Origin of the sequence: Pseudomonas sp. UME65 (genome assembly GCF_014170225.1) — a bacterium.
Classification (GTDB): domain Bacteria; phylum Pseudomonadota; class Gammaproteobacteria; order Pseudomonadales; family Pseudomonadaceae; genus Aquipseudomonas; species Aquipseudomonas protegens.
This window is the reverse complement of the sequence record NZ_LZZQ01000012.1, coordinates 16,020-35,115: the sequence shown is the minus strand read 5'-3', so window position 1 is coordinate 35,115 and position 19,096 is coordinate 16,020. Positions and strand designations below refer to the sequence as shown.

Annotated in this window: 15 protein-coding genes and 1 riboswitch; of the genes, 10 read left to right on the top strand and 5 right to left on the bottom strand. The window is 67.4% G+C overall.

Annotation, left to right across the window (positions count from 1 at the left end; genetic code table 11):
- Positions 1-151 precede the first annotated feature (151 nt).
- The 6 genes from A9971_RS14370 to A9971_RS14345 all read left to right on the top strand — a co-directional run bounded on the left by A9971_RS14370 (position 152) and on the right by A9971_RS14345 (position 7,985).
- Positions 152-1,501 carry an APC family permease gene (locus tag A9971_RS14370; protein WP_011060541.1) on the top strand — a complete coding sequence of 450 codons (1,350 nt, stop codon included), beginning with the start codon at positions 152-154 and terminating at the stop codon, positions 1,499-1,501.
- Positions 1,502-1,673: 172 nt separating this feature from the next.
- Entirely contained in the window at positions 1,674-2,690 is a 1,017-nt protein-coding gene (locus A9971_RS14365; protein ID WP_183000105.1) for an arginine N-succinyltransferase, read from the top strand.
- A gap of 49 nt (positions 2,691-2,739) precedes the next feature.
- The gene (locus A9971_RS14360) at positions 2,740-3,813 is read left to right on the top strand and encodes an arginine N-succinyltransferase (RefSeq protein WP_011060539.1); all 1,074 of its coding nucleotides are present in this window, start codon (positions 2,740-2,742) and stop codon (positions 3,811-3,813) included.
- 216 nt (positions 3,814-4,029) lie between these two features.
- Positions 4,030-4,234, top strand: a riboswitch (cobalamin riboswitch).
- 151 nt (positions 4,235-4,385) lie between these two features.
- The gene (locus A9971_RS14355) at positions 4,386-6,311 is read left to right on the top strand and encodes a TonB-dependent siderophore receptor (protein WP_183000131.1); all 1,926 of its coding nucleotides are present in this window, start codon (positions 4,386-4,388) and stop codon (positions 6,309-6,311) included.
- Between the two features lie 11 nt (positions 6,312-6,322).
- Positions 6,323-7,075, top strand: a complete 753-nt coding sequence (locus tag A9971_RS14350) for a ferredoxin (protein ID WP_145712927.1) — start codon at positions 6,323-6,325, stop codon at positions 7,073-7,075.
- Positions 7,068-7,985, top strand: a complete 918-nt coding sequence (locus tag A9971_RS14345) for an ABC transporter substrate-binding protein (RefSeq protein WP_015635034.1) — start codon at positions 7,068-7,070, stop codon at positions 7,983-7,985. The genes A9971_RS14350 and A9971_RS14345 overlap by 8 nt, the downstream gene beginning before the upstream one ends.
- 302 nt (positions 7,986-8,287) lie before the next feature.
- On the opposite strand, the gene A9971_RS14340 is transcribed toward A9971_RS14345, so the two are convergent.
- A complete protein-coding gene (locus tag A9971_RS14340) occupies positions 8,288-9,370 on the bottom strand; it encodes a diguanylate cyclase (RefSeq protein WP_053151476.1) in 1,083 nt (360 codons plus the stop codon).
- A 236-nt stretch (positions 9,371-9,606) separates the two neighbouring features.
- On the opposite strand from A9971_RS14340, the gene A9971_RS14335 reads away from it, so the two are divergent.
- The 3 genes from A9971_RS14335 to A9971_RS14325 all read left to right on the top strand — a co-directional run bounded on the left by A9971_RS14335 (position 9,607) and on the right by A9971_RS14325 (position 13,625).
- A complete protein-coding gene (locus tag A9971_RS14335) occupies positions 9,607-10,533 on the top strand; it encodes an alpha/beta fold hydrolase (protein WP_015635032.1) in 927 nt (308 codons plus the stop codon).
- A 135-nt stretch (positions 10,534-10,668) separates the two neighbouring features.
- On the top strand, positions 10,669-12,063 hold the full coding sequence (locus tag A9971_RS14330) for a VOC family protein (protein WP_183000104.1): 1,395 nt from the start codon (positions 10,669-10,671) through the stop codon (positions 12,061-12,063).
- Positions 12,064-12,203: 140 nt separating this feature from the next.
- On the top strand, positions 12,204-13,625 hold the full coding sequence (locus A9971_RS14325; RefSeq protein WP_019093660.1) for an FAD-binding oxidoreductase: 1,422 nt from the start codon (positions 12,204-12,206) through the stop codon (positions 13,623-13,625).
- A gap of 12 nt (positions 13,626-13,637) precedes the next feature.
- Here the strand turns inward: A9971_RS14325 and A9971_RS14320 are convergent, their stop codons facing one another.
- Positions 13,638-14,003, bottom strand: coding sequence for a hypothetical protein (locus A9971_RS14320; RefSeq protein WP_183000103.1), 366 nt, complete (start codon positions 14,001-14,003; stop codon positions 13,638-13,640).
- Positions 14,004-14,187: 184 nt separating this feature from the next.
- Between A9971_RS14320 and A9971_RS14315 the strand changes: the two genes are divergently transcribed.
- Entirely contained in the window at positions 14,188-14,574 is a 387-nt protein-coding gene (locus tag A9971_RS14315) for a hypothetical protein (RefSeq protein WP_053150494.1), read from the top strand.
- 269 nt (positions 14,575-14,843) lie between these two features.
- Here the strand turns inward: A9971_RS14315 and A9971_RS14310 are convergent, their stop codons facing one another.
- The 3 genes from A9971_RS14310 to A9971_RS14300 form a co-directional block, all read right to left on the bottom strand.
- The gene (locus A9971_RS14310; RefSeq protein ID WP_026020035.1) at positions 14,844-15,431 is read right to left on the bottom strand and encodes a hypothetical protein; all 588 of its coding nucleotides are present in this window, start codon (positions 15,429-15,431) and stop codon (positions 14,844-14,846) included.
- 109 nt (positions 15,432-15,540) lie between these two features.
- Positions 15,541-16,626 (bottom strand): lipocalin-like domain-containing protein, encoded by a 1,086-nt coding sequence (locus A9971_RS14305; RefSeq protein WP_011060528.1) that lies wholly within the window; start codon positions 16,624-16,626, stop codon positions 15,541-15,543.
- Positions 16,616-19,096: an FtsX-like permease family protein gene (locus tag A9971_RS14300; RefSeq protein WP_183000102.1), complete on the bottom strand. Its 2,481-nt coding sequence runs from the start codon at positions 19,094-19,096 to the stop codon at positions 16,616-16,618. Before A9971_RS14300 ends, A9971_RS14305 begins: the two co-directional genes overlap by 11 nt.

The following is a 19,096-nucleotide window of genomic DNA, read 5'->3' as shown; positions in this document are numbered from 1 at the left end:
TTTGCAGGACCGGTACAACAACTAGAAAAACCGCTGTGGTGTGTCTTTAAACCCTGCCAGGTTCAAACACGAAAGCGCGGCCCGAGGTGTCAATGACGACCCGCAGGGCCCCGCCTTTACCCACTTACACAGGCTCAAGGAGAACGGCTTCATGGAGATTGAAGAATTCGGCTACAAACAGGAACTCAAGCGCGGGCTGAGCCTGCGTGACCTGGTGGTCTACGGGATGATTTTCATGATTCCCATCGCCCCGTTCGGGGTCTACGGCTACGTCAACCAGGAAGCCCCGGGCATGGTGCCCCTGGCCTACATCATCGGCATGGTGGCGATGGTCTTCACCGCCCTGAGCTACGGCGCCATGGCCCGCGCCTTTCCCATCGCCGGTTCGGTGTATTCCTACGCCCAGCGCGGCCTCAACCCCCATGTGGGCTTTCTTGCCGGCTGGCTGATGCTCCTGGACTACCTGCTGATCCCGCCGCTGCTCTACGTCTACGCGGCCATGGCGCTCAACCACCTATACCCGGAAGTGCCCAAGGTCGGCTTCATCCTGGCGTTCCTGGTCAGCGCCACCTTCGTCAACCTGCGCGGCATCACCTTCACCGCGCGGATGAACATCCTGTTCCTGCTGGCGCAACTGGCGGTCCTGGGGATCTTCCTGTTCTACGCCTGGAATGCCCTGCACGGTGGCGCCGGCAACGGCCAGCTGACCCTGGCGCCGCTGTACAACCCGGAGAACTTCCACTTCGGCATGCTGATGCAGGGCGTCTCGATCGCGGTGCTGTCGTTCCTCGGCTTCGATGCCATCTCCACGCTCGCCGAAGAGGTCAAGGGCGACCCGGGCCGCAGCGTCGGCCGCGCCGCGCTGATCACCCTGGTGGTGATGGGCGCGATCTTCGTGGTACAGACCTGGATCGCCACCGACCTGGCCGCCGGCATGGGCTTCAAGTCCGCCGACACCGCCTTCTATGAAATCGCCGAACTGGCCGCCGGCAGCTGGCTGGCGACCCTCACCGGAGTGGCCACGGCGCTGGCCTGGGGCGTGGCGGTGGCCATCACCTCGCAGGCCGCGGTATCGCGCCTGCTGTTCGGCATGGCCCGCGATGGCAAGCTGCCCAAGGTGCTGGCCAAGGTCCACCCCAAGCACAACACCCCGCACATCAGCATCTACCTGGTGGCGGTGCTGTCGCTGCTGATCTGCTACCTGTTCATCAACTCGGTGGACACCCTGACCTCCCTGGTCAACTTCGGCGCCCTGAGCGGCTTCATGCTGCTGCACATCACCGTGATCAATTTCTACTGGCGCCGGCAGAAGTCCGGCCAGGTGGTGCGCCACCTGATCTGCCCGGTGATCGGCTTCGTGATCGTCAGCGCCATCATGTACAACATGGGCGTGGATGCGCAGAAACTCGGCGCCATCTGGATCCTTGCCGGGCTGGTCTACCTGTTCCTGCTGAACAAGCTGGGCAGCGGCGCCGCCCTGCCCGACCCGCTCAAGCACTAGTTGCACCCGCGCGGCGCCCCAGGGCGTCGCGCCAACCCCGGCGCTGCCAGCAAGAGCGGCCCGGGGACTGGCCGCCGGATGCCGCGGCCATGGAACTGCGTGGTAACCGACAGTGATGTCTGGCCAGTGCCTGCCCCCCGGGGCAAGCGGCCCTTGATACAGGAGTACACCCATGCTGGCCTTGCGTCCGGTGGCGTTATCCGATCTGCCCCAACTGCGGCGCCTGGCCCGCGAACGCCTGCTGGGCGTGACCTCCCTGGTGGATGACGAAACCTGCCTGCGGGACAAGATCCTCGATTCCCAGGCCTCCTTCGCCAAGAGCGAGGCCAGCCAGGGCCCGGAGAACTATTTCCTGGTGCTCGAGGACCTCGACAGCGGCCAGTTGCGCGGCTGCTCGGACATCCTCGCCACTGCCGGTTTTGCCAGCCCGTTCTACAGCCTGCGCAACCGCCCGTTCATCAGCAGTTCCCGGGAGCTGAACATCCAGCACGGGGTGCCCACCCTGTCGCTGTGCCACGACCTCAGCGAACAGACCCTGCTGCGCAGCTTCCATGTCGACCCGCCGCTGGGCGGTACGCCACTGGCCCAGCTCACCTCCCGCGGGCGGTTGCTGTTCATCGCCGCCCACCCCCAGCGCTTCGCCGACAGCTGCATCAGCGAGATCGTGGGCTACAGCGACGCCAACGGCGAGTCGCCGTTCTGGCAAGCCGTGGGCCAGCACTTCTTCGACCTGCCCTATGTCGAGGCCGAGCGCCTGTACGCCCTGCAGGGCCGCGGCTTTCTCGCCGAACTGATGCCCCAGTACCCGCTGTACATCCCGATGCTGGCGCAGGCGGCCCAGGACTGCATCGGCCAGGTTCACCCGGATGCCCGGGAGGCCTGCCAGATCCTGATCGACGAAGGCTTCGCGCCGACCCAGTACGTCGACCTGTTCGATGCCGGGCCGACCCTTCAGGGGCGCAGCCACCAACTGCGCTCGATCGCCCAGAGCCGGGTTGCCACCAGTTACCCCAGCCCCCAGAGCGGCCAGGGCCAGCAGTGGTTGCTGAGCAACGAGCGGCTGCAGGGCTTTCGCGCCATAGTCGCGGCGCTGGACACCGCCCCGGGCGATGAAATCGGCCTCGACCCGGCCATGTTCCAGGCCCTGCAACTGGCGCCGGGCGAGCCGGTACGGAGCGTTGCCTTATGAACCGGCCCCTGTTGCCCCCCTGCCCGGCGTCATTGCCAGGAGCCCGCCAATGATCGTCCGTCCGATCCGCGTCACCGATCTGCCGGCGGTCTTGAGCCTGCTCGAAGGCAGCTGTCGCGAACTGAACAACCTGTCCACCGACCCCGAGCGCCTGGCCCATCGGGTGCGCTGGGCGCAGCGAGCCTTCGCCAACCAGGTGGAGCGGGCCGATGCCGACTACCTGTTCGTCATGGAAGATGACGAGCAGCAGGTGATCGGGGTCTGCGGCCTGAGCGGCGCCATCGGCCTGCGCGAGCCCTGCTACAACTACCGGGTCGGCACCACCCACGGCAGCGCCCCGGTGCTGGGCATCGAAAAGCACATCCCGACCCTGTTCCTGTGCAACGAGATGACCGGGCAGTCGCTGCTGTGCTCGCTGTTCCTGCGCCGCGATCACCGCCAGGGCTACACCGGCCGCCTGCTGTCCACCGCGCGCCTGCTGTTTGTCGCCGAATTCCCCCGGCTGTTCGGCGACAAGCTGGTGGCCGAACTGCGCGGCCAGCTCGACAGCCAGGGCCGCTCGCCGTTCTGGGACAGCCTGGGGCGGCACTTCTTCAAGATGGGTTTCCAGCAGGCCAATCGCCTGTCCAGCCACGGCAGCAAATCCTTCATCGCCGAACTGATGCCGCGCCAGCCGCTGTACACCTGCCTGCTCAGCCCCCAGGCACAGGCCGCCATCGGCCAGGCCCACGCCAGCACCGAACAGGCGGTAAGCATCCTGCGCGACGAAGGCTTCAGCCATCAGGGCTGCATCGACATCTTCGATGGCGGGCCGCTGATCGAGGCCGAGGTGGCGAAGATCCGCAGCGTGCGCGAAAGCCAGACCCTGCCCCTGCTGGTGGGCACTCCGGACGCACAGGCGCCGGTGTGGCTGATCCACAACCGGCGCCTGGAAAGCTGCCGCATCACCGCCGCCCCCGGGCGCCTGGTTTCGGGTTGCCTGCTGGTGGACCGGCTGACCGCCAAGCGCCTGCAACTGCAGCCGGGCGACTCGGTACGGGCGGTGCCGCTGCTGGCCTGCGAGTCACGCACGGCCCTGCACGCACAGCGGCACCTGGCCCCGCAAAGCGCCCTGCTCCTGTAGCCGCAGCCGCAGGCTCGGGCCGCGTTCGGAAGCACGGCCCGCAGGGGCGCGAAATCTCGAGACCGCTGAGGCGCTCGACATGAGACTGCCAAGCAAGGCCCTGCGGGCCTTTGCGCAGCCTCGCGCGCTCGGCAGTGGCTACAGAGGCGTCAGGGCGATGAATCCGGTAACACCTGGCGGCAGGCGCAACGTTGACGAACGCCGGGGCGGATGTTCATATGCCGCCCAGTTTCAGGTGCCTCCTGCCGCCGTGCAGGAGGTGAAACGGGAAACCGGTGCGCCCCTTTTCGGGCAAGTCCGGTGCTGCCCCCGCAACGGTAAGCGAGTGCTGCATTCAACAGGCCACTGTACCCAAGGTATGGGAAGGCGAATGCCGCCAGACTCGCAAGCCCGGAGACCGGCCTGTGACGTCTGTTTGGCAATCCTGCGGTGGGCGGGCATGGGCCGGTATGGTCGCGTGCCCGTGGCCGATACCCTCTCCTGCGTGCTTCCCGAAGACACTTTCGAGAAGACCAACAATGACAACACCTGACACTTTGCCTGCACGCGACTGGCGTGCACCTCGCCGCACCATGAGCGGCGCCCTGCTCGGCTGCCTGTTCAGCCCCCTGCTGCTGGCGGACGACAGCCCCCTGACGCTGGACCGGCAATTTGTTTCCGCCCCCTCGGTGGAGTCCACCACGGTGGCCGAAATGGCCCGGTACGGCAGCAAGGTGGAGATCATCGACCGCCAGCAGATCGAACGCGCCGGCCCCAGCAGCGACATCACCCGGGTCCTGCAGATGTACGTGCCGGGGCTGTATGTGGCGCCCAAGAATGGCCCCTTCGACTACGGCACCTACTCCCTGCTGGGCGGGCGCAACGACGACACCCTGATCCTGCTGGACGGCGTGCGCCTGAACAACCGCCTGTACGGCGGCCTGTACCTGGATACCCTGCCGGCCAACGCCATCGAGCGCATCGAGGTGCTCAAGAGTGGCCAGAGCCTGCTGTTCGGTACACAGGCGGTGTCCGGGGTGATCAACATCGTCACCCGCAGCCCGCAGACCCGCGACGTCTCCGGCGAGGTCAACCTGGGCCTGGACAGTTTCATGGGCAGGAGCGGCGACGCCCGCGCCGAGCAGATCCTCAGCAACGGCCTGGGCGAGCTGGGGCTGTTGGCCTATGTCAGCCACAACGTCTCCGATGGCTACCAGCCATTTCGCAACAGCGCCTACAACGCCAACACCCGGGACAAGAAACGCAGCTATGAAGTGACCACCTTCGGCGCCAAGGCGATCCAGGGCCTTGGCGACGCTTCGCGGCTGGAACTGTTCTACCAGTACAGCGACGCCAACCTGGATTTCGCCCGCCCGGTGAACAACCGGAAAACCACCAACGACCGCATCCAGCAGATCGCCACCGCGACCTTCGAGCAGCGCCTGGACGAAGGCTTCAGCTACTTCGTCAAGGGCCATGTCAACGACTGGGACACCCGCTACACCAGGATCGACAGCCTCGACGACGCCAGCCTCAAGGTGCGCAACCACAACGACTACTGGGGCTTCACCGACTGGGGCCTGCAGGCCGAGGGCAAGGCCGAGCTGGACGGCGGCCACGTGCTGGTATTGGGCACCGACAACCAGTGGTTCAAGGGCCAGGACGACGTGCTGAAGATCGATAACAAGCAGGCCCAGGCCAATGCCCTGTACACCCAACTGCGCCCGGTGTTCGACGCCCTGCCCGACTGGCACCCGAGCCTGGGCGTGCGCCACGAGAAAATCAGCGGCGGCGAGAGCGCCACCGTGGGCATGCTCACCTCGCTCTACGACCTGACGCCCCACTGGCAACTGCGCGGCCAGTACGGCAGCGCCTTCAAGCTGCCCAACGCCGAGCAGCTGTACGCCAACGAGGACTACGAAAAAGGCAACCCCGACCTCAAGCCGGAAAAGAGCCTCAATGCCGAGCTCGGCCTGGACTACAAGGGCAGCCTGCTGGCCGGCGAATTCAACGCCAGCGTCAGCGCCTTCCACCGCAAGATCGACGACCTGATCACCCTCGACGCCAACGATGTCTGGAGCAACGGCCAGGGCCGGATCAAGGTGCGCGGCATCGAACTCGACGGGCGCTGGCAGTTCAGCCCGCAATGGACCCTGCAGGCGGACATGACCCGCAACCTGTTGGAGTCGCGCAACGGCGTGACCCTGAGCAACATCCCCGGTTTCTTCGCCCGTTCGCGGCTGGGCTTCGAAGCCCCGGACCGGATGTGGGGCGTGGGTGGTGCGGTCCGCTACATCGGCCAGATCGACAGCCCGAAGAACGTCGACTACGGCCACTATTCGGTGGTCGACGCCGATGCCTATCGCTACCTGGATACGGCCCAGCAGCACCGCCTGAGCCTGCTGGTGGAGAACCTGTTCGACCGCGACTACAGCACCAGCATGACCAGCACCTCGCCCTCGGTGGACAACCTGGGGCGCCCCTTCACCACCGAAGTGCGCTACACCTACCGCTTCTGAGGCCGACCGACATGCATGAGAACTATCAACGGGTGCTGTTCGTCGGCCCCGGCCTGCACGGCGGCGCCCTCGGCGAAGCCTTTCGCAAGGAGCTCCAGGCCCTGCGCGGCGACGGCGCCGACACCCGGGTGATCGACACCCTGGACGGCTTCGACAGCCTCTGGGCGGCGCTGGGCGAAGCCCTGCCCGAGGACGGCGCGAAGCTGCTGGTGGTGGACCTGGAACCCAGCTCCGACAGTGCCTACCTGGACTGGCTGCGCGATGAGCTGGGGCGCCTGGCCCAGGCCCACCCCCAGGCACCGCGGCTGTGGATCACCGCCCAGGCCCTGGGCCGGCGCGGGCTGGACGCGGCCCTGGCCTGCGCCAGCATCGGCCAGCGCGAGCGCCACCTGGCCTGCGACAACGTCAACGCGGTGCAGAGCGACCCGGACTGGTCGCGGGTGCCGCCCCATGCCCGCCAGGTGTTCCTGTGCACCGGCCCGCGCTGCGTGCGGCGCGGCGCCCTGGCGCTGTGGAAGACCCTGCGCCGCGAACTGCTGCGCCTGGAGCACATGGAGACGCCCGGTGGCGTGCTGCTGACCCGCACCGCCTGCCAGTTCCCGTGCAACCTGGGGCCGGTACTCACCGTGCACCCGGACGGCTGCTGGTACCGGGTGCGCGATGACAGCGAGGTGCTGCGCCTGGTGCAGCAGCACCTGGTCCAGGGCGAACCGGTGGCGGACCTACGGATTCCCGCGCCCTACGGAGGAACGGCGGATGCCTAGCAGACTGCTCGGCCTGCTGCTGTGGCTGGCGGCCCTGCCGGCCCTGGCGCACAGCTACCAGAACTGTGGCCGGACCTGGACGGTGGACGGCCCGCCCCAGCGCATCGTCGCCCTCAACCAGCACAGCGCCGACCTGCTGCTGGCCCTGGGTGCCGGGCCGTCGATGATCGGCGTCGCCTATCTGGACGACGATGGCCAGGCCCAGGCCGAAGGGCTTTACCACGGCGTGCCGGTCATCGCTCGCCAGTACCCGTCGGCAGAAGTGCTCTACAGCCTGAAACCCGACCTGGTGGTGGGCGGCTTCGCCTCGGCCTTCCCGGAAAACTTCAGCTCCCGGCAACGCCTGGGGGCCATAGGCGTGGGCAGCTACCTGCTGGAATCGGCCTGCGCCGGGCATGACCAGGACTACTTCGGGCATATCCGCCGCGACCTGCTGACCCTGGGCCGGCTGCTGCGCCAGGAGGCCCGCGCGCAGCAACTGGTGGGCCAGATGGATGCCGACCTGGAGGCCGCCGCGGCCCTGTACCGCGGGCGCCCGACGCCTTCGGTGTTCTACCTGGACAGCGAAGTCAACGGCCTGGCCAGCCAGGGCCAGCGCGGGTTTGTCGGCGTGCTGCTGCAAGCGGCCGGTGCACGCAACAGCTTTGCCGCCATCGACCGCCCGCGCCTGACCGTGGACAGCGAGACCCTGCTGGCCAACGACCCCGACGCCATGCTCCTGGCCGACGCCCTGTGGTCACCGGCCCGGCGCAAACGCCAGCTGCTGCACAGCGACCCTGTGCTGTCGCGATTGCGCGCGGTGCGCGAAGACCGACTGATCGACATCCCCTTCGCCCGACTGGTGCCGGGCATCGCCAGCGGCCGCACCGCCCTGGAACTGGCCCGGCGCCTGCACCCCACCCACGACTGACCCCACACCCCGCAGGAGCCGGCTTGCCGGCGAAGGGAACACCCCCGATCCCTCGGCGTACCCACAGACGCCTTCGCGGGCAAGCCCGCTCCTACAACCACCAGCGAGCCCCCCGTAGGAGCCGGCTTGCCGGCGAAGGGAACACCCCCGACCCCGCGGCGTACCCACAGACGCCTTCGCGGGCAAGCCCGCTCCTACAACCACCAGCGAGCCCCCCGTAGGAGCCGGCTTGCCGGCGAAGGGAACACCTCCGACCCCGAGGCGTACCCACAGACGCCTTCGCGGGACACAAGGAACAGCGGCTACAGGGAGTTGAGCAAACGCCTGGACGGCTGCTCCGGCGGGTGGCAGGTGACGTTGTTGCGGCCGCAGGTCTTGGCCGCATACAGGGCCTGGTCGGCATCGTTGAGCCAGCCCATGGCGTCGTCGTGCAGGGGGTTGAAGGCCGCCAGGCCGATGCTCAGGCTGACCTGCAGCGCCGGGCTCTGTTCATAGCCCAGGGCCCCAAAACGACCGCGCAGGGCCTCCATCAGTTCGGCGGCATGGGCCAGGGGCACGTCCGGCAGGATCACGCAGAACTCGTCGCCGCCATAACGCCCGGCCTGGTCGCTGACCCGCAGGTTCTGGCGCAGCAGCTTGCTCAACTGGCGCAGCACCACATCCCCGGCCACATGGCCGTAGGTGTCATTGATGGCCTTGAAGTGGTCGATGTCGATCAGGGCGATGGCGCCACCATGGGCCTGGCGCTGGCAGCGCTGGAACTCGATCTCCAACTGGTCCTTCCAGGCGCCATGGTTGAGCAGCCCGGTCAGGCTGTCGGTGCGGCTCAGGGCCAGCAGCTCACGCTTGTGCCGGCCCAGGGTCACCGCCTGCTGATAGCAGATGTAGCCCAGGGCCAGCGGGTACAGGGTCAGCATCGGCAGGCAGGCATACACCTGCTCGGGGGTGGTCTGGGCGACAAACGCCGGCCCGAACAGCCACAGGGCAACGCCCATGCCCAGCACTTGGGCCGCACTGCCGGCGAGGAAGAAACGTAATCCGCCCAGGGCCATGTTGTTCATGGCCATCATCCCCAGGGTGGTGGCCAGCGGCAGCGGATTGAAGTGCATGGCGCCGACCCAGAAGCCCCCCAGCAGCGAATCCACCAGCAAGTTGCGGTACTCGGCACGAAACGGCACCCGGGCCAACCGCGCCCATTGGTAGGCCAGGTGCGGCCAGGCAAATGCATTGAACAGCATGAAGCCCCAGACCCAGGGCGCCGGTTGCAGGGGCGCCATCCCCGCGGCCACGCAGAAAAACCCCAGGGCCAGGCCCAGGGTCCGTGACCGATAAAGCCTCCTGGCCAATGACAGTCCCTTCCCTCTGGTGTCCTGCGCAGGGAGCAAGTCGCCTCCGATCAGCAATGGGTAAAGGTGGAACGAGCGGGTGGCAAGCAACCGGTGAAAGTCTATCAGTCGCGTTTCAAAGCGCCATCACTGCCAACGCCCAGTTTCGGCCTGCCAGCGCCAGCAGGTGGGGAATATTTGGCTATAACTGAGGGGCGGCCGATAACCGACTTCGCAGTGGCGAGCACGGCGCGCGCCGCCCCTGAGCCGATCCACCCTGCCCCTGGAGGCCACCGATGCTGGTGATCCTGGTCCTGCTGCTCCTTGCCGCACTCTGGTGCTACCGCACCTACCCGCGCATCGGCCACCTGCTGTACGACGCCAGCGTGGCCCTGGAAGCACGCCTGTACCGACTGCAGAAAGTCCCGGTGCAGATCGGCGAAGAGACCCTGATGACCTACCAGGGCGGCCCGGCCCAGGCGCCGGTGATCCTGCTGCTGCACGGCCTGAGCGCGGACAAGAGCATCTGGCTGCGTTTTGCCCGGCACTTCAACCGCGACTACCGGTTGCTGATCCCGGACCTGGGCGGCCATGGCGAAACCGCCTATGCCGCCCACCAGGACTACCGCGTTCCGGCCCAGGCCCAGCGCCTTTTGCGCTTGCTCGACGCCTGCGGCATCCAGCGGGTGCAGGTGATCGGCAACTCCATGGGCGGCTATATCGCCGCCTGGCTGGCCGCCCATGCCCCGCAACGGATCAGCGGCCTGGCGCTGTTCGACCCGGCCGGCGTCGAAGCCCCCGAGACCAGCGACCTGCAGCACCTGCTGGAACAGGGCAAGAACCCCTTCCTGGTCCGCTCCCGCGCCGACTTCCAGCACTTCTACAGCCTGACCATGGCCACCCCGCCCTGGGTGCCCGAAGCAGTGCTGGCGGCCATCGCCGAACGCTATCAGGCGCGCCGCGGGCAACTGGCGCGGATCTTCGCCGAGCTCCAGGCCAGCCCGCCCATGGAGCCCGAGCTGGCGAAGATCCAGGCCCCGACCCTGCTGCTCTGGGGCCGCGAGGACCGCCTGCTGCACCCCAGCAGCGCCCAGGTCTGGGCCAAGGGCCTGCCCCAGGCCCAGGTGCAACTCTGGGAGGGCATCGGGCATATGCCCATGGTCGAACGCCCGGTGCGCAGTGCCCGGCTGTACCAGCAGTTCCTGGAACGCCAGCGGCACTGACAGCGGCCCGCTCATGCATTCATTTGCAGAATGAAGTTCAGAGGAAACTTCGTTTGTCAGCCTCGGGCAGGCCCAGCAGAATCGAGGCCGATCCGCCCTTTCACGCCTCGCCCCTCTGCCACGGGAAGCCTGTTCATGAGCAACCAGCACTTCGTCAGCCCGGACCTGATCCGCCAGGGATTTTCCCGGGCGATGTCGGACATGTACCGCGAGGAGGTGCCGCTCTACGGCGCCCTGATGGAGCTGGTGGCCGAAGTCAACGCCCAGGTCCTGGAGCGGCAGGCGGCACTTGCCCGGCACCTGCAGAGCAGCGGTGAACTGCAGCGCCTGGACCTGGAGCGCCACGGCGCGATCCGCGTCGGCAGCGCCGCCGAGCTGGCGACCCTGGCCCGGCTGTTCGCGGTGATGGGCATGCAGCCGGTGGGCTACTACGACCTGACCCCCGCCGGGGTGCCGGTGCATTCCACGGCCTTTCGCGCGGTGCACGAAGCGGCCCTGCAAGTCAGCCCGTTCCGGGTCTTCACCTCGCTGCTGCGCCTGGAGCTGATCGACAACCCGGAGCTGCGCAGCTTTGCCGAACAGGTCCTGGCCCGGCGCCAGATCTTCACCCCCCAGGTGCTGGAACTGATCCAGCAGGCCGAGGCTGCCGGAGGCCTGGACGCCGAAGACGCCGAGCGCTTTATCCGCCAGGCCCTGGAAACCTTCCGCTGGCACCACCACGCCACGGTGACCGCCGCCCAGTACGCCAGCCTCAGCGCCCAGCACCGGCTGATCGCCGACGTGGTGGCCTTCAAGGGCCCGCACATCAACCACCTGACCCCGCGCACCCTGGACATCGATGAAGTGCAACGGCTGATGCCTGCCCGCGGCATCACCCCCAAGGCGGTGATCGAAGGCCCGCCGCGCCGGGAATGCCCGATCCTGCTGCGCCAGACCAGCTTCAAGGCCCTGGAGGAGTCCGTGGCCTTCACCGACCAGGCCCAGAGCCAGGGCAGCCACAGCGCGCGTTTCGGCGAGATCGAACAGCGCGGCGCGGCCCTGACCCCCAAGGGCCGCGAGCTCTACGACCGCCTGCTGAACGCCGCCCGCGACGCCCTGGGCGACTTCCCCAACGAAGCCAATGCCCAACGCTACAACCAACTGATGCAAGAGCACTTCAGGGAATTTCCCGACAGCCACCCAGCCATGCGCGAACAGGGCCTGGCCTACTTTCGCTACTTCGTCAGCGAAACCGGGCTGGCCGCGCGCAACCAGCCCCAGCGGCCCACCACCCTGGCAGCGCTGCTGGCGGCCGGGCACCTGAGCGCCGAACCCCTGGTGTATGAAGATTTCCTGCCGGTCAGCGCCGCCGGGATCTTCCAGTCCAACCTGGGGGACGACAGCCAGAGCCACTACGCCGGGCAATCCAACCGCCAGGCGTTCGAAGCCGCCCTGGGCCGCCCCACCCTCGACGAACTGCAGCTCTACGCCCAGACCCAGCAGCGCTCCCTGGAGCACTGCGCCGCCACCCTGGGCCTGCCGGCGCTCTAAGGCGCAGGGCAGGCCCGCGGGCCGATGCCGGCCTTGCAGCCGGTGCGCTGCCCCCATGGTCATGGACCCGTCGCGGCGTTATTCTGCCGCCACTTGCGCCCCCATCAGCGGCGCGCCACCACCAGGGATGGACACAGCGAATGAGATTCGCGATCGGCCTGTTTTTATGTGCGGCACTCGGCGGCGCACTCACCACCCACGCCGCAGAAACCGTCAACGACATCACCCAGCTCAACCCCATAGTGGTGGACCAGGTGGTACGCCCCACCCGCCTGGAGCAGATCGTCCAGCTGGTGGCCGGGCACCCCGGCCCTATCGCCATTGGCGGCGGGCGCTACAGCATGGGCGGCCAGACCGCCACCGAACAGGCCTTGCAGATCGACATGCGCGGCTTCAACCGGGTGCTCGACTTCTCCAAGGAACGCAAGGAAATCACCGTGCAGCCGGGCATCACCTGGCGCGCCGTGCAGGACTACATCGACCCCCACGACCTGTCCGTGAGCATCATGCAGAGCTACGCCAACTTCACCGTCGGCGGCGCCCTGAGCGTCAACGCCCATGGCCGCTACATCGGCTACGGCCCGCTGGTGAGCTCGGTGAAATCCATCAAGCTGGTGCTGGCCGACGGCCAAGTGGTGGACGCCAGCCCGCAGCACAACCGCGACCTGTTCTACGGCGCCATCGGCGGCTACGGCGGCCTGGGGGTGATCGTCCAAGCCACCCTGCAACTGAGCGACAACGTGCGCCTGCTGCGTAGCGTCGACGAGATGCCCCTGGGGGACTACCGCCCCTACTTCCAGGCCCGGATCCAGAACAACCCCAAGGTCATCCTGCACAACGCCGTGCTCTACCCCGACCAGTACCAGACCCTGCGCGCGGTTTCCTACAGCCAGACCGACCTGCCGGTCACGGTCAAGGAACGCCTCACGCCCCTGGACCAGAACTACTGGAAAGAACAGAAGGCCCTGAAAGTGGTGAGCCAGTGGCCCGGCGGCAAGACCCTGCGCCAGGAAGTGATCGACCCCCTGGTGCTGAAAAAACCGCAAGTGTCCTGGCGCAACCACGAAGCCAGCCTCGATGTGCGTGAACTGGAACCCGACTCCCGGGCCAAGCGCACCTACGTGCTGCAGGAATACTTCGTGCCCCCCGACCAGCTGGAAAGCTTCGTCCAGGAGATGGGCGCGACCCTGCGGGCGCACAAGGTCAACGTGATCAACCTGTCGATCCGCCACGCCAAGGCCGACCCCGGCACCCTGCTGGCCTGGGCCAAGACCGAGGTCTTCGCCCTGGTGCTGTACTACCAGCAGAGCACCGCGCCAGAGGAACGGGAAAAAGTCGGCGTATGGACCCGCGCCCTGGTGGACAGCGCCATCGAGCGCGGCGGCAGCTACTACCTGCCGTACCAGATCCACGCCACGGCCCAGCAGTTTCGCGCGGCCTATCCACGGGCCGGGGAGTTCCTGGCGCTGAAGGCCCGGGTCGATCCGCAGAACAAGTTCCGCAACAAGTTGTGGGATGCCTATGGGCTGGGGGCCACAGGGGATGGGGCTGCCCAACCTTAAGGCTGGGTGCCATCAATGGGCCGCGGAGCGCAGTGGCGCCAATACCTTGCGTTGCTGCAGGTAAATCACTCCGTCACCGTCGAAGGCCAGCACCTTGTCGGTGGTCAGGACGCTGGCGTCGCCGTCCTCGTACTTGAGCCAGCCCTCATCCCACAAGTCGCCACTTTCATGACGCACCTGCACAAAGAAATAAGGCGGCTCGGAGCGGGTGATCTCAATGTAATGCCCACCATCGGCCCCCCCCTGCCACCGCGCATCAGGGTGCTCGGCCAATACATGGGCCGGCGTCGTGGAGAAGCCGTTCTTGAACACGACCACCGCCAGCAATACCAGCGCCAGTACGCCCACCGACATGAGCAAACGTTTTAACCAGATCAATCCAGGATCTCCGCTATCATTCACCGCCCTCGACCTGTCCCGGTCGGGCAATCGCGCATTCTGTTGAAGGCCCGCGCAGTGTGCAATAACAAGCGCAGTGGCCGCTTGCCATCCAGGCCGGCCGCCCCCCCGGAAAGCCGGCTGAACGCCTCTTGAACCCGCAGTACCAAGGAAAGGATTGGCCATGCGTATCACCCTCAACACCCTCCATGTAGAAGCCGACCATAGCCTGTGGGTCAATTTCAGCAGTGCGTTCGGCGAAGGCCGGGGCCAATGGCTGGGCACGCCGCCACAGACGGGCCAGGTGCATGAGGTGGAGTTGAGCCTGGAGGACGATTTTGTCTGGGATCACAACCTGTGGGCCGCGACCCAGGACAGGCCACGCATCAGCCGGGAACAGGCGGGGCTGCGGGTCACCGGGCAGTTGCTGCCCCGGGAAGACGAGGCTGTCGCGGCGCTGGCCATAGGTCCGAACATCGTCCTGCTGTCGCTGCAGGGTGGCCACGCGCAGCCAGGCGGCTTCGTCAGCCTGCTTGCACGCCAGGTCAGCTTGAGTCCGGTGGCACTGTAGAGGGAGCACGGCAGGCTCGCGCCGGAGCATCCAGCCAGGGTCGATTCAGGGTGATGTAAAGCGGGAAAGTCGCAGGACGCGACAGGGAAAGGTGTTCGCCCAGTGCTCTGGCCTTGGCAATCCTTGCACCGGTAAAGAGCCCTTGCACCGGGCGAACGGTTGGCATTCTAGTGCAACTGGCGGGGAAAGTCCGTGGGCAGATTCTGAATAAAACTGCACAGTGCAGTTAACCCGATTGCCCATTGCCTCCCCCGCTCAGTCCTGCCCCCTCAGCCTTCGTGGGCAGTGCTGACCTGCAGGATGTCGGTGTAGGTCACCAGCACGCTCTGGCCCACCTTGAGGTCCTTGAGGCGCTGCTGGACTTCGGGTTTCTCCACGCTCACCACTTTCTTGTTGCCCGCCGGGCCTTCGAAGGTCAGCTGGTTTTTCTTCAAGTCGATGGCGGTGATCTTCAACTGCACCTGCACCTGGCGATAGGCCGCGCCGCCGGGGTTGGGGTTGTCTGCGGTAGCGCGGACCACGCCGCTGGCTTCGCTGGAATCGGGCTTGCCCTTTTCAACGTCGGTGTCGAGCACCGCCACCACCGAGTGGGTGACCGTGACCTTGACCTGATCGCCGACCTTGAGGTGGCCCAGGTCCTTGGCCTGATCGCTCAATTGCACATGCACCGGCTTGCCCCCGGCGCCTTCGAGCACCACCTGGTGCTTGGCAGCGTCCACCGACAGGACCTTGGTCACCACCTGGTCGGCCTCGATGGCCCCGGACAGCGGGATATCGGCGGCGTGTGCGGCAAGGCTGGCGGTGCCCAGCACAGTGGCCAGGGCGATGGCGCGGGCCAGGGTATTGAGGGTTTTCATCATGAACATTCCTTGTGGTTGAGAAACACACTGACTTTCAGTCAGGCCCTTGAGCATAGACGCCCTGCCAGCTTTCACCGGGGGGATGGGTGCAAGCGTCGCGGCGCCCTCAATAACCGGTCATCTCCAGGTAGCCGCTGCCACTGTGGCTGCCAGCGAATTGCAGCGGCCCTTCCCAGTAGGGAATGCTCAGGTTCATCCAGGCCTGGGGGTTCAGGGCCCGGGTGGTGATATCCAGGCCCTTGGCGGGGATCTTCAGTTGCCAGGTGGTGGGCAGGCTGCGGCCCTGGACCCTGGACTGGGCCAGCGGCAGCAACTGGATCTGCTCCTTGCCCAGGCTCTGGGTGTGGCCATCGGTGCTGATCCAGGTGCCGGTGATATAGGGCGCCTTGTCCCGCTCGCGGACCCGGAACAGCATCAGCCGCTCGCCGCTGTCCAGGTGCAGAGAGAACCAGTCCCAGCCGCTCTGGTCCGCGCCCAGGGGCTGGCTGCTCCATTCCCGGTCGAGCCAGGCCGGGCCGCTGACCTGATAGCGCTGGCCATCGATCTGCAACTCCCCCGCGGCCTGGAAGAACGGCTGGCTGTAGTAGTAGGAGGCCTGCCCCTGGTCGGACTTGCGGCTGTAGCCGCCCTCGCCCTGCAGCACCAGCGGCCGGCTGCTGGAAAGTTGCAGGCGATAGGCGAACCCCGGCCCCGCGGCCTGCACCTGCATCCGCGCCAGGGGGTCGCCGGCGCTGTTCAGGGTGCTCAGTTGCCAGTCGTCGATCCAGGCCTGGAACGGCTGCGCGATCACCCCGGCCTGGCCGACGCCACCCCGGGCATACCGCTCGGCGGCGTGGTGGCTCTGGGCCGACGTGGCCGCTGCATGGCCCAGCCACACCAGCGGCGCGCCCCAGCCCGGCTGTTCGGGAGCGGCCCGCAGGGCACTGCGAAACAGCGTCCACTGCACGCCGAAGTGGCGGCCCTGGGCGTCGCTCAGGTCTGCCGTGAGGTACCACCACTCGATGCGAAACCCGTCATGGGCACCGTGGTCGGCAGGAAAGCTGAAACTGCGCCCCGGCAGCACCGGGGTGAAGGCCGCGGCCTCGCTGCCCAGGCCGGCGAAACCCTGGGGCGGCTCGGCGGGCTGTTCACAACCGGCCAGCAGCGCCAGCAGCAACCCCGCCAGGGCCCGGCCCAACACATCAGTCTTCATGGGCAAAAGTCCTCAGCAGATCCGCCGGTTGCGCGCGGTACAAACGCAGCAGCGGCCAGGCCGATGCCAACAGAGTCGCCAGCATGGCCAGGCCCAGAAGTTGCAGAAGCTGCCCGGGGAACACCCGCAACGGCAGGCGCCAACCAAAGGCCTGGACATTGATCACGCTGTCCAGGCACCAGGCCAGGAGGATGCCCAGCGGCAGCGCCAGGACCAGGGTGAGCAAAGCCAGCAGCCAGGTCTGCCCGAGGTTCAGCAGCATCAGTTGACGCCGCCCCACCCCCAGGGCCCAGAGCGGCGCCAACTGGCCCAGCCGGCTCTGGCTCTGGGTCAGCAGGCTGATGAACAGCGCCACCCCGGACACCCCCAGGGTCAGGCTGTTGAGGGCGGCGGTGGCGGCGAAGGTGCGTTCGAAGACCTGCTGCGACCAGCCCTTGAGCCGGGCCTGATCGATGATCCGGCTGTCGTCCAGGGCGAACCGCTGTTGCAAGGCGCCGACCAGCCCAGGCATCGCTCCCGGCGCCAGGCGCAGGTTGAAACGGCTCGGCGTCAGCGCTGGCCAATGCGCCAGCAAGTGCCCGGCATTCACCAGCAGGTGGCCCTTGGGGTTGCCATAGTCGGCGTAGATCCCCACCACCCGGGGCGCCCACTGCCCGGCGGGCACCGGCAGGCTCAGGCGGTCGCCGGGGCGCACCTTCAGGCGTCGGGCCAGCTGTTCACTGAGCATCAGGGTGTCCTGGCTCGCCAGTTGTGCCCAGGGCTCGGCGCCGTCGCTTTCCAGGAGCGGCCAGTGCTGGCGGTAGCTGGGATGGTCGATCACCCCATACAGGTCCGCCGGCCAACCCTGCACCTGCAACGCCACCTGCCAGCTGGGCAGCACCGCGGCCACCTGGGCCTGTTGCGGCAACCAGTCCAGCAACTGCCGGGCCTGCTCCGGGCTCTGCGGATTGACATACAACTCGGCGCTCAGGCGTTGCTCCAGCCAGTCGTTGAAGGTTTCGCGAAACCCTGCCGTCATGCTGCCGGCGCCGATATTCGCCGCCAGCGCCAGCAACAGCGCCATCAGGGCCAGGCTCAGGGCCGGCAGTTGCTGGCGGCAATCGGCAAGAAACCACTGCCCCAGCACCCCACGCCGGCGCCCGAGCAAGGTCCCGAGCAAGGCATCGAGCAGCACCGGCAGGCCCAGGGCCGCCGCTAGCAGCAAGGCCGCCATCAGCACAAAGCCGCTGGCCAGGCTGTCGCCCCACTGCCACGCCGCCAGGGCCAGCAGCAGCGCCACTACGGCCACCGCACCCTGGCGGCGCAGCCAGCGGGCATGGGCCTGATGCCAGGCCTGGGGGTTGGCCAGGGCCAGCAGCGGCAGGCGCGCCGCCCGCAGCAGGCTGGCGGCGCCGGCCAGCAAGGCGCCCAGCAGGCTCAGGCCGATACCGCTGAGCCACCACCCAGGGCTGAGGCTCAACTGCCCCGCCACCTCGGCGCCGTACAAGCCGCGCAGGCTGGCAGCCACGTCCGGCAGCAGCAGCCCGGCCAGCAGGTAGCCGCTGATGACCCCCGCCACTCCACCCAGCAGCGCCAGGGCCCCCAGTTCCAGAATCAGACTGAAGATCAGCAGCCGCGCACTGACCCCGCAGGCGCGCAAGGTCCGCAGCAGGCCACGACGCTGCTCCAGGGCCAGGCCGATGGCGGCATGCACGATGAACAGCCCGACCACGAAGGACAGGAAACCCAAGGCATCCAGGTTCAGGTGAAAGCTCTCGGTCAGGCGCGCCAGGGTGTTTTCCGATTCGCCCGAATGCAGCACCAGTTGCCCCGCCAGCTCGGCCGGCAAGGGCGGCGCGCGGGCGGCAAAGTCCCGGGGCAGCAGCAGGCGGCTCAGTTGCCCCGGCTGGTCGAGTACCTGCTGGGCAAAGCCGATGTCCATCAGCAGTAGCCCCGGGGCCATGTCCGCCTGCACCTGCAACGGCGGCAGCAGCCGGCCATTGCTGGCACGGGGCTGCTGGCCCTCGCGGTAGCCGAGGCTGGCCAGGGTCTCTGGGGCAACCCAGGTACGCCCCGGCGGGCTGAAGAATTCCACCACCTGCTGCATCGCCAGTGGCTTGCCGGCCACTGCGGAACCGGCGGGCAAGGACAAAGGCTCGATGCCCATCAGTTGCAGGCGCAGCGCCTCGAAGCCCTGCAACTGCACCCGCCCTTGCAGCACCGGTGACACCGGCCAGCCGGCCCGGCGCAGGTCGACGAACCATTGCTGGGCAAAGCTTGCGCCAGTGGCCGTGCCCAGGCTGGCCTGGGGTTCACCGCCAATCAACTGGCTGGCCCTGGCATAGCTGTCCCGGGCCTGGCTGTTGAGGGCCAGGACCCCGGTCAGCAGGCTGGTGGCCAGCCACAAACCGGTGAGCACACTGAAGAACTGCACCGGGTGCTGGCGCCAGTGGCTCAACAGCGCCTGCAAGGTGCCACGCAGCACCCGCAT

What these genes read in the sequence shown, in the direction of transcription:
- A9971_RS14370 (WP_011060541.1), top strand. Translation starts at nt 152, where the DNA reads ATGGAGATTGAAGAATTCGGCTACAAACAGGAACTCAAGCGCGGGCTG.
- A9971_RS14365 (WP_183000105.1), top strand. Translation starts at nt 1,674, where the DNA reads ATGCTGGCCTTGCGTCCGGTGGCGTTATCCGATCTGCCCCAACTGCGG.
- A9971_RS14360 (WP_011060539.1), top strand. Translation starts at nt 2,740, where the DNA reads ATGATCGTCCGTCCGATCCGCGTCACCGATCTGCCGGCGGTCTTGAGC.
- A9971_RS14355 (WP_183000131.1), top strand. Translation starts at nt 4,386, where the DNA reads ATGAGCGGCGCCCTGCTCGGCTGCCTGTTCAGCCCCCTGCTGCTGGCG.
- A9971_RS14350 (WP_145712927.1), top strand. Translation starts at nt 6,323, where the DNA reads ATGCATGAGAACTATCAACGGGTGCTGTTCGTCGGCCCCGGCCTGCAC.
- A9971_RS14345 (WP_015635034.1), top strand. Translation starts at nt 7,068, where the DNA reads ATGCCTAGCAGACTGCTCGGCCTGCTGCTGTGGCTGGCGGCCCTGCCG.
- A9971_RS14335 (WP_015635032.1), top strand. Translation starts at nt 9,607, where the DNA reads ATGCTGGTGATCCTGGTCCTGCTGCTCCTTGCCGCACTCTGGTGCTAC.
- A9971_RS14330 (WP_183000104.1), top strand. Translation starts at nt 10,669, where the DNA reads ATGAGCAACCAGCACTTCGTCAGCCCGGACCTGATCCGCCAGGGATTT.
- A9971_RS14325 (WP_019093660.1), top strand. Translation starts at nt 12,204, where the DNA reads ATGAGATTCGCGATCGGCCTGTTTTTATGTGCGGCACTCGGCGGCGCA.
- A9971_RS14315 (WP_053150494.1), top strand. Translation starts at nt 14,188, where the DNA reads ATGCGTATCACCCTCAACACCCTCCATGTAGAAGCCGACCATAGCCTG.
- A9971_RS14310 (WP_026020035.1), bottom strand. Translation starts at nt 15,431, where the DNA reads ATGAAAACCCTCAATACCCTGGCCCGCGCCATCGCCCTGGCCACTGTG.
- A9971_RS14305 (WP_011060528.1), bottom strand. Translation starts at nt 16,626, where the DNA reads ATGAAGACTGATGTGTTGGGCCGGGCCCTGGCGGGGTTGCTGCTGGCG.
- A9971_RS14300 (WP_183000102.1), bottom strand. Translation starts at nt 19,096, where the DNA reads ATGCGGGTGCTGCGTGGCACCTTGCAGGCGCTGTTGAGCCACTGGCGC.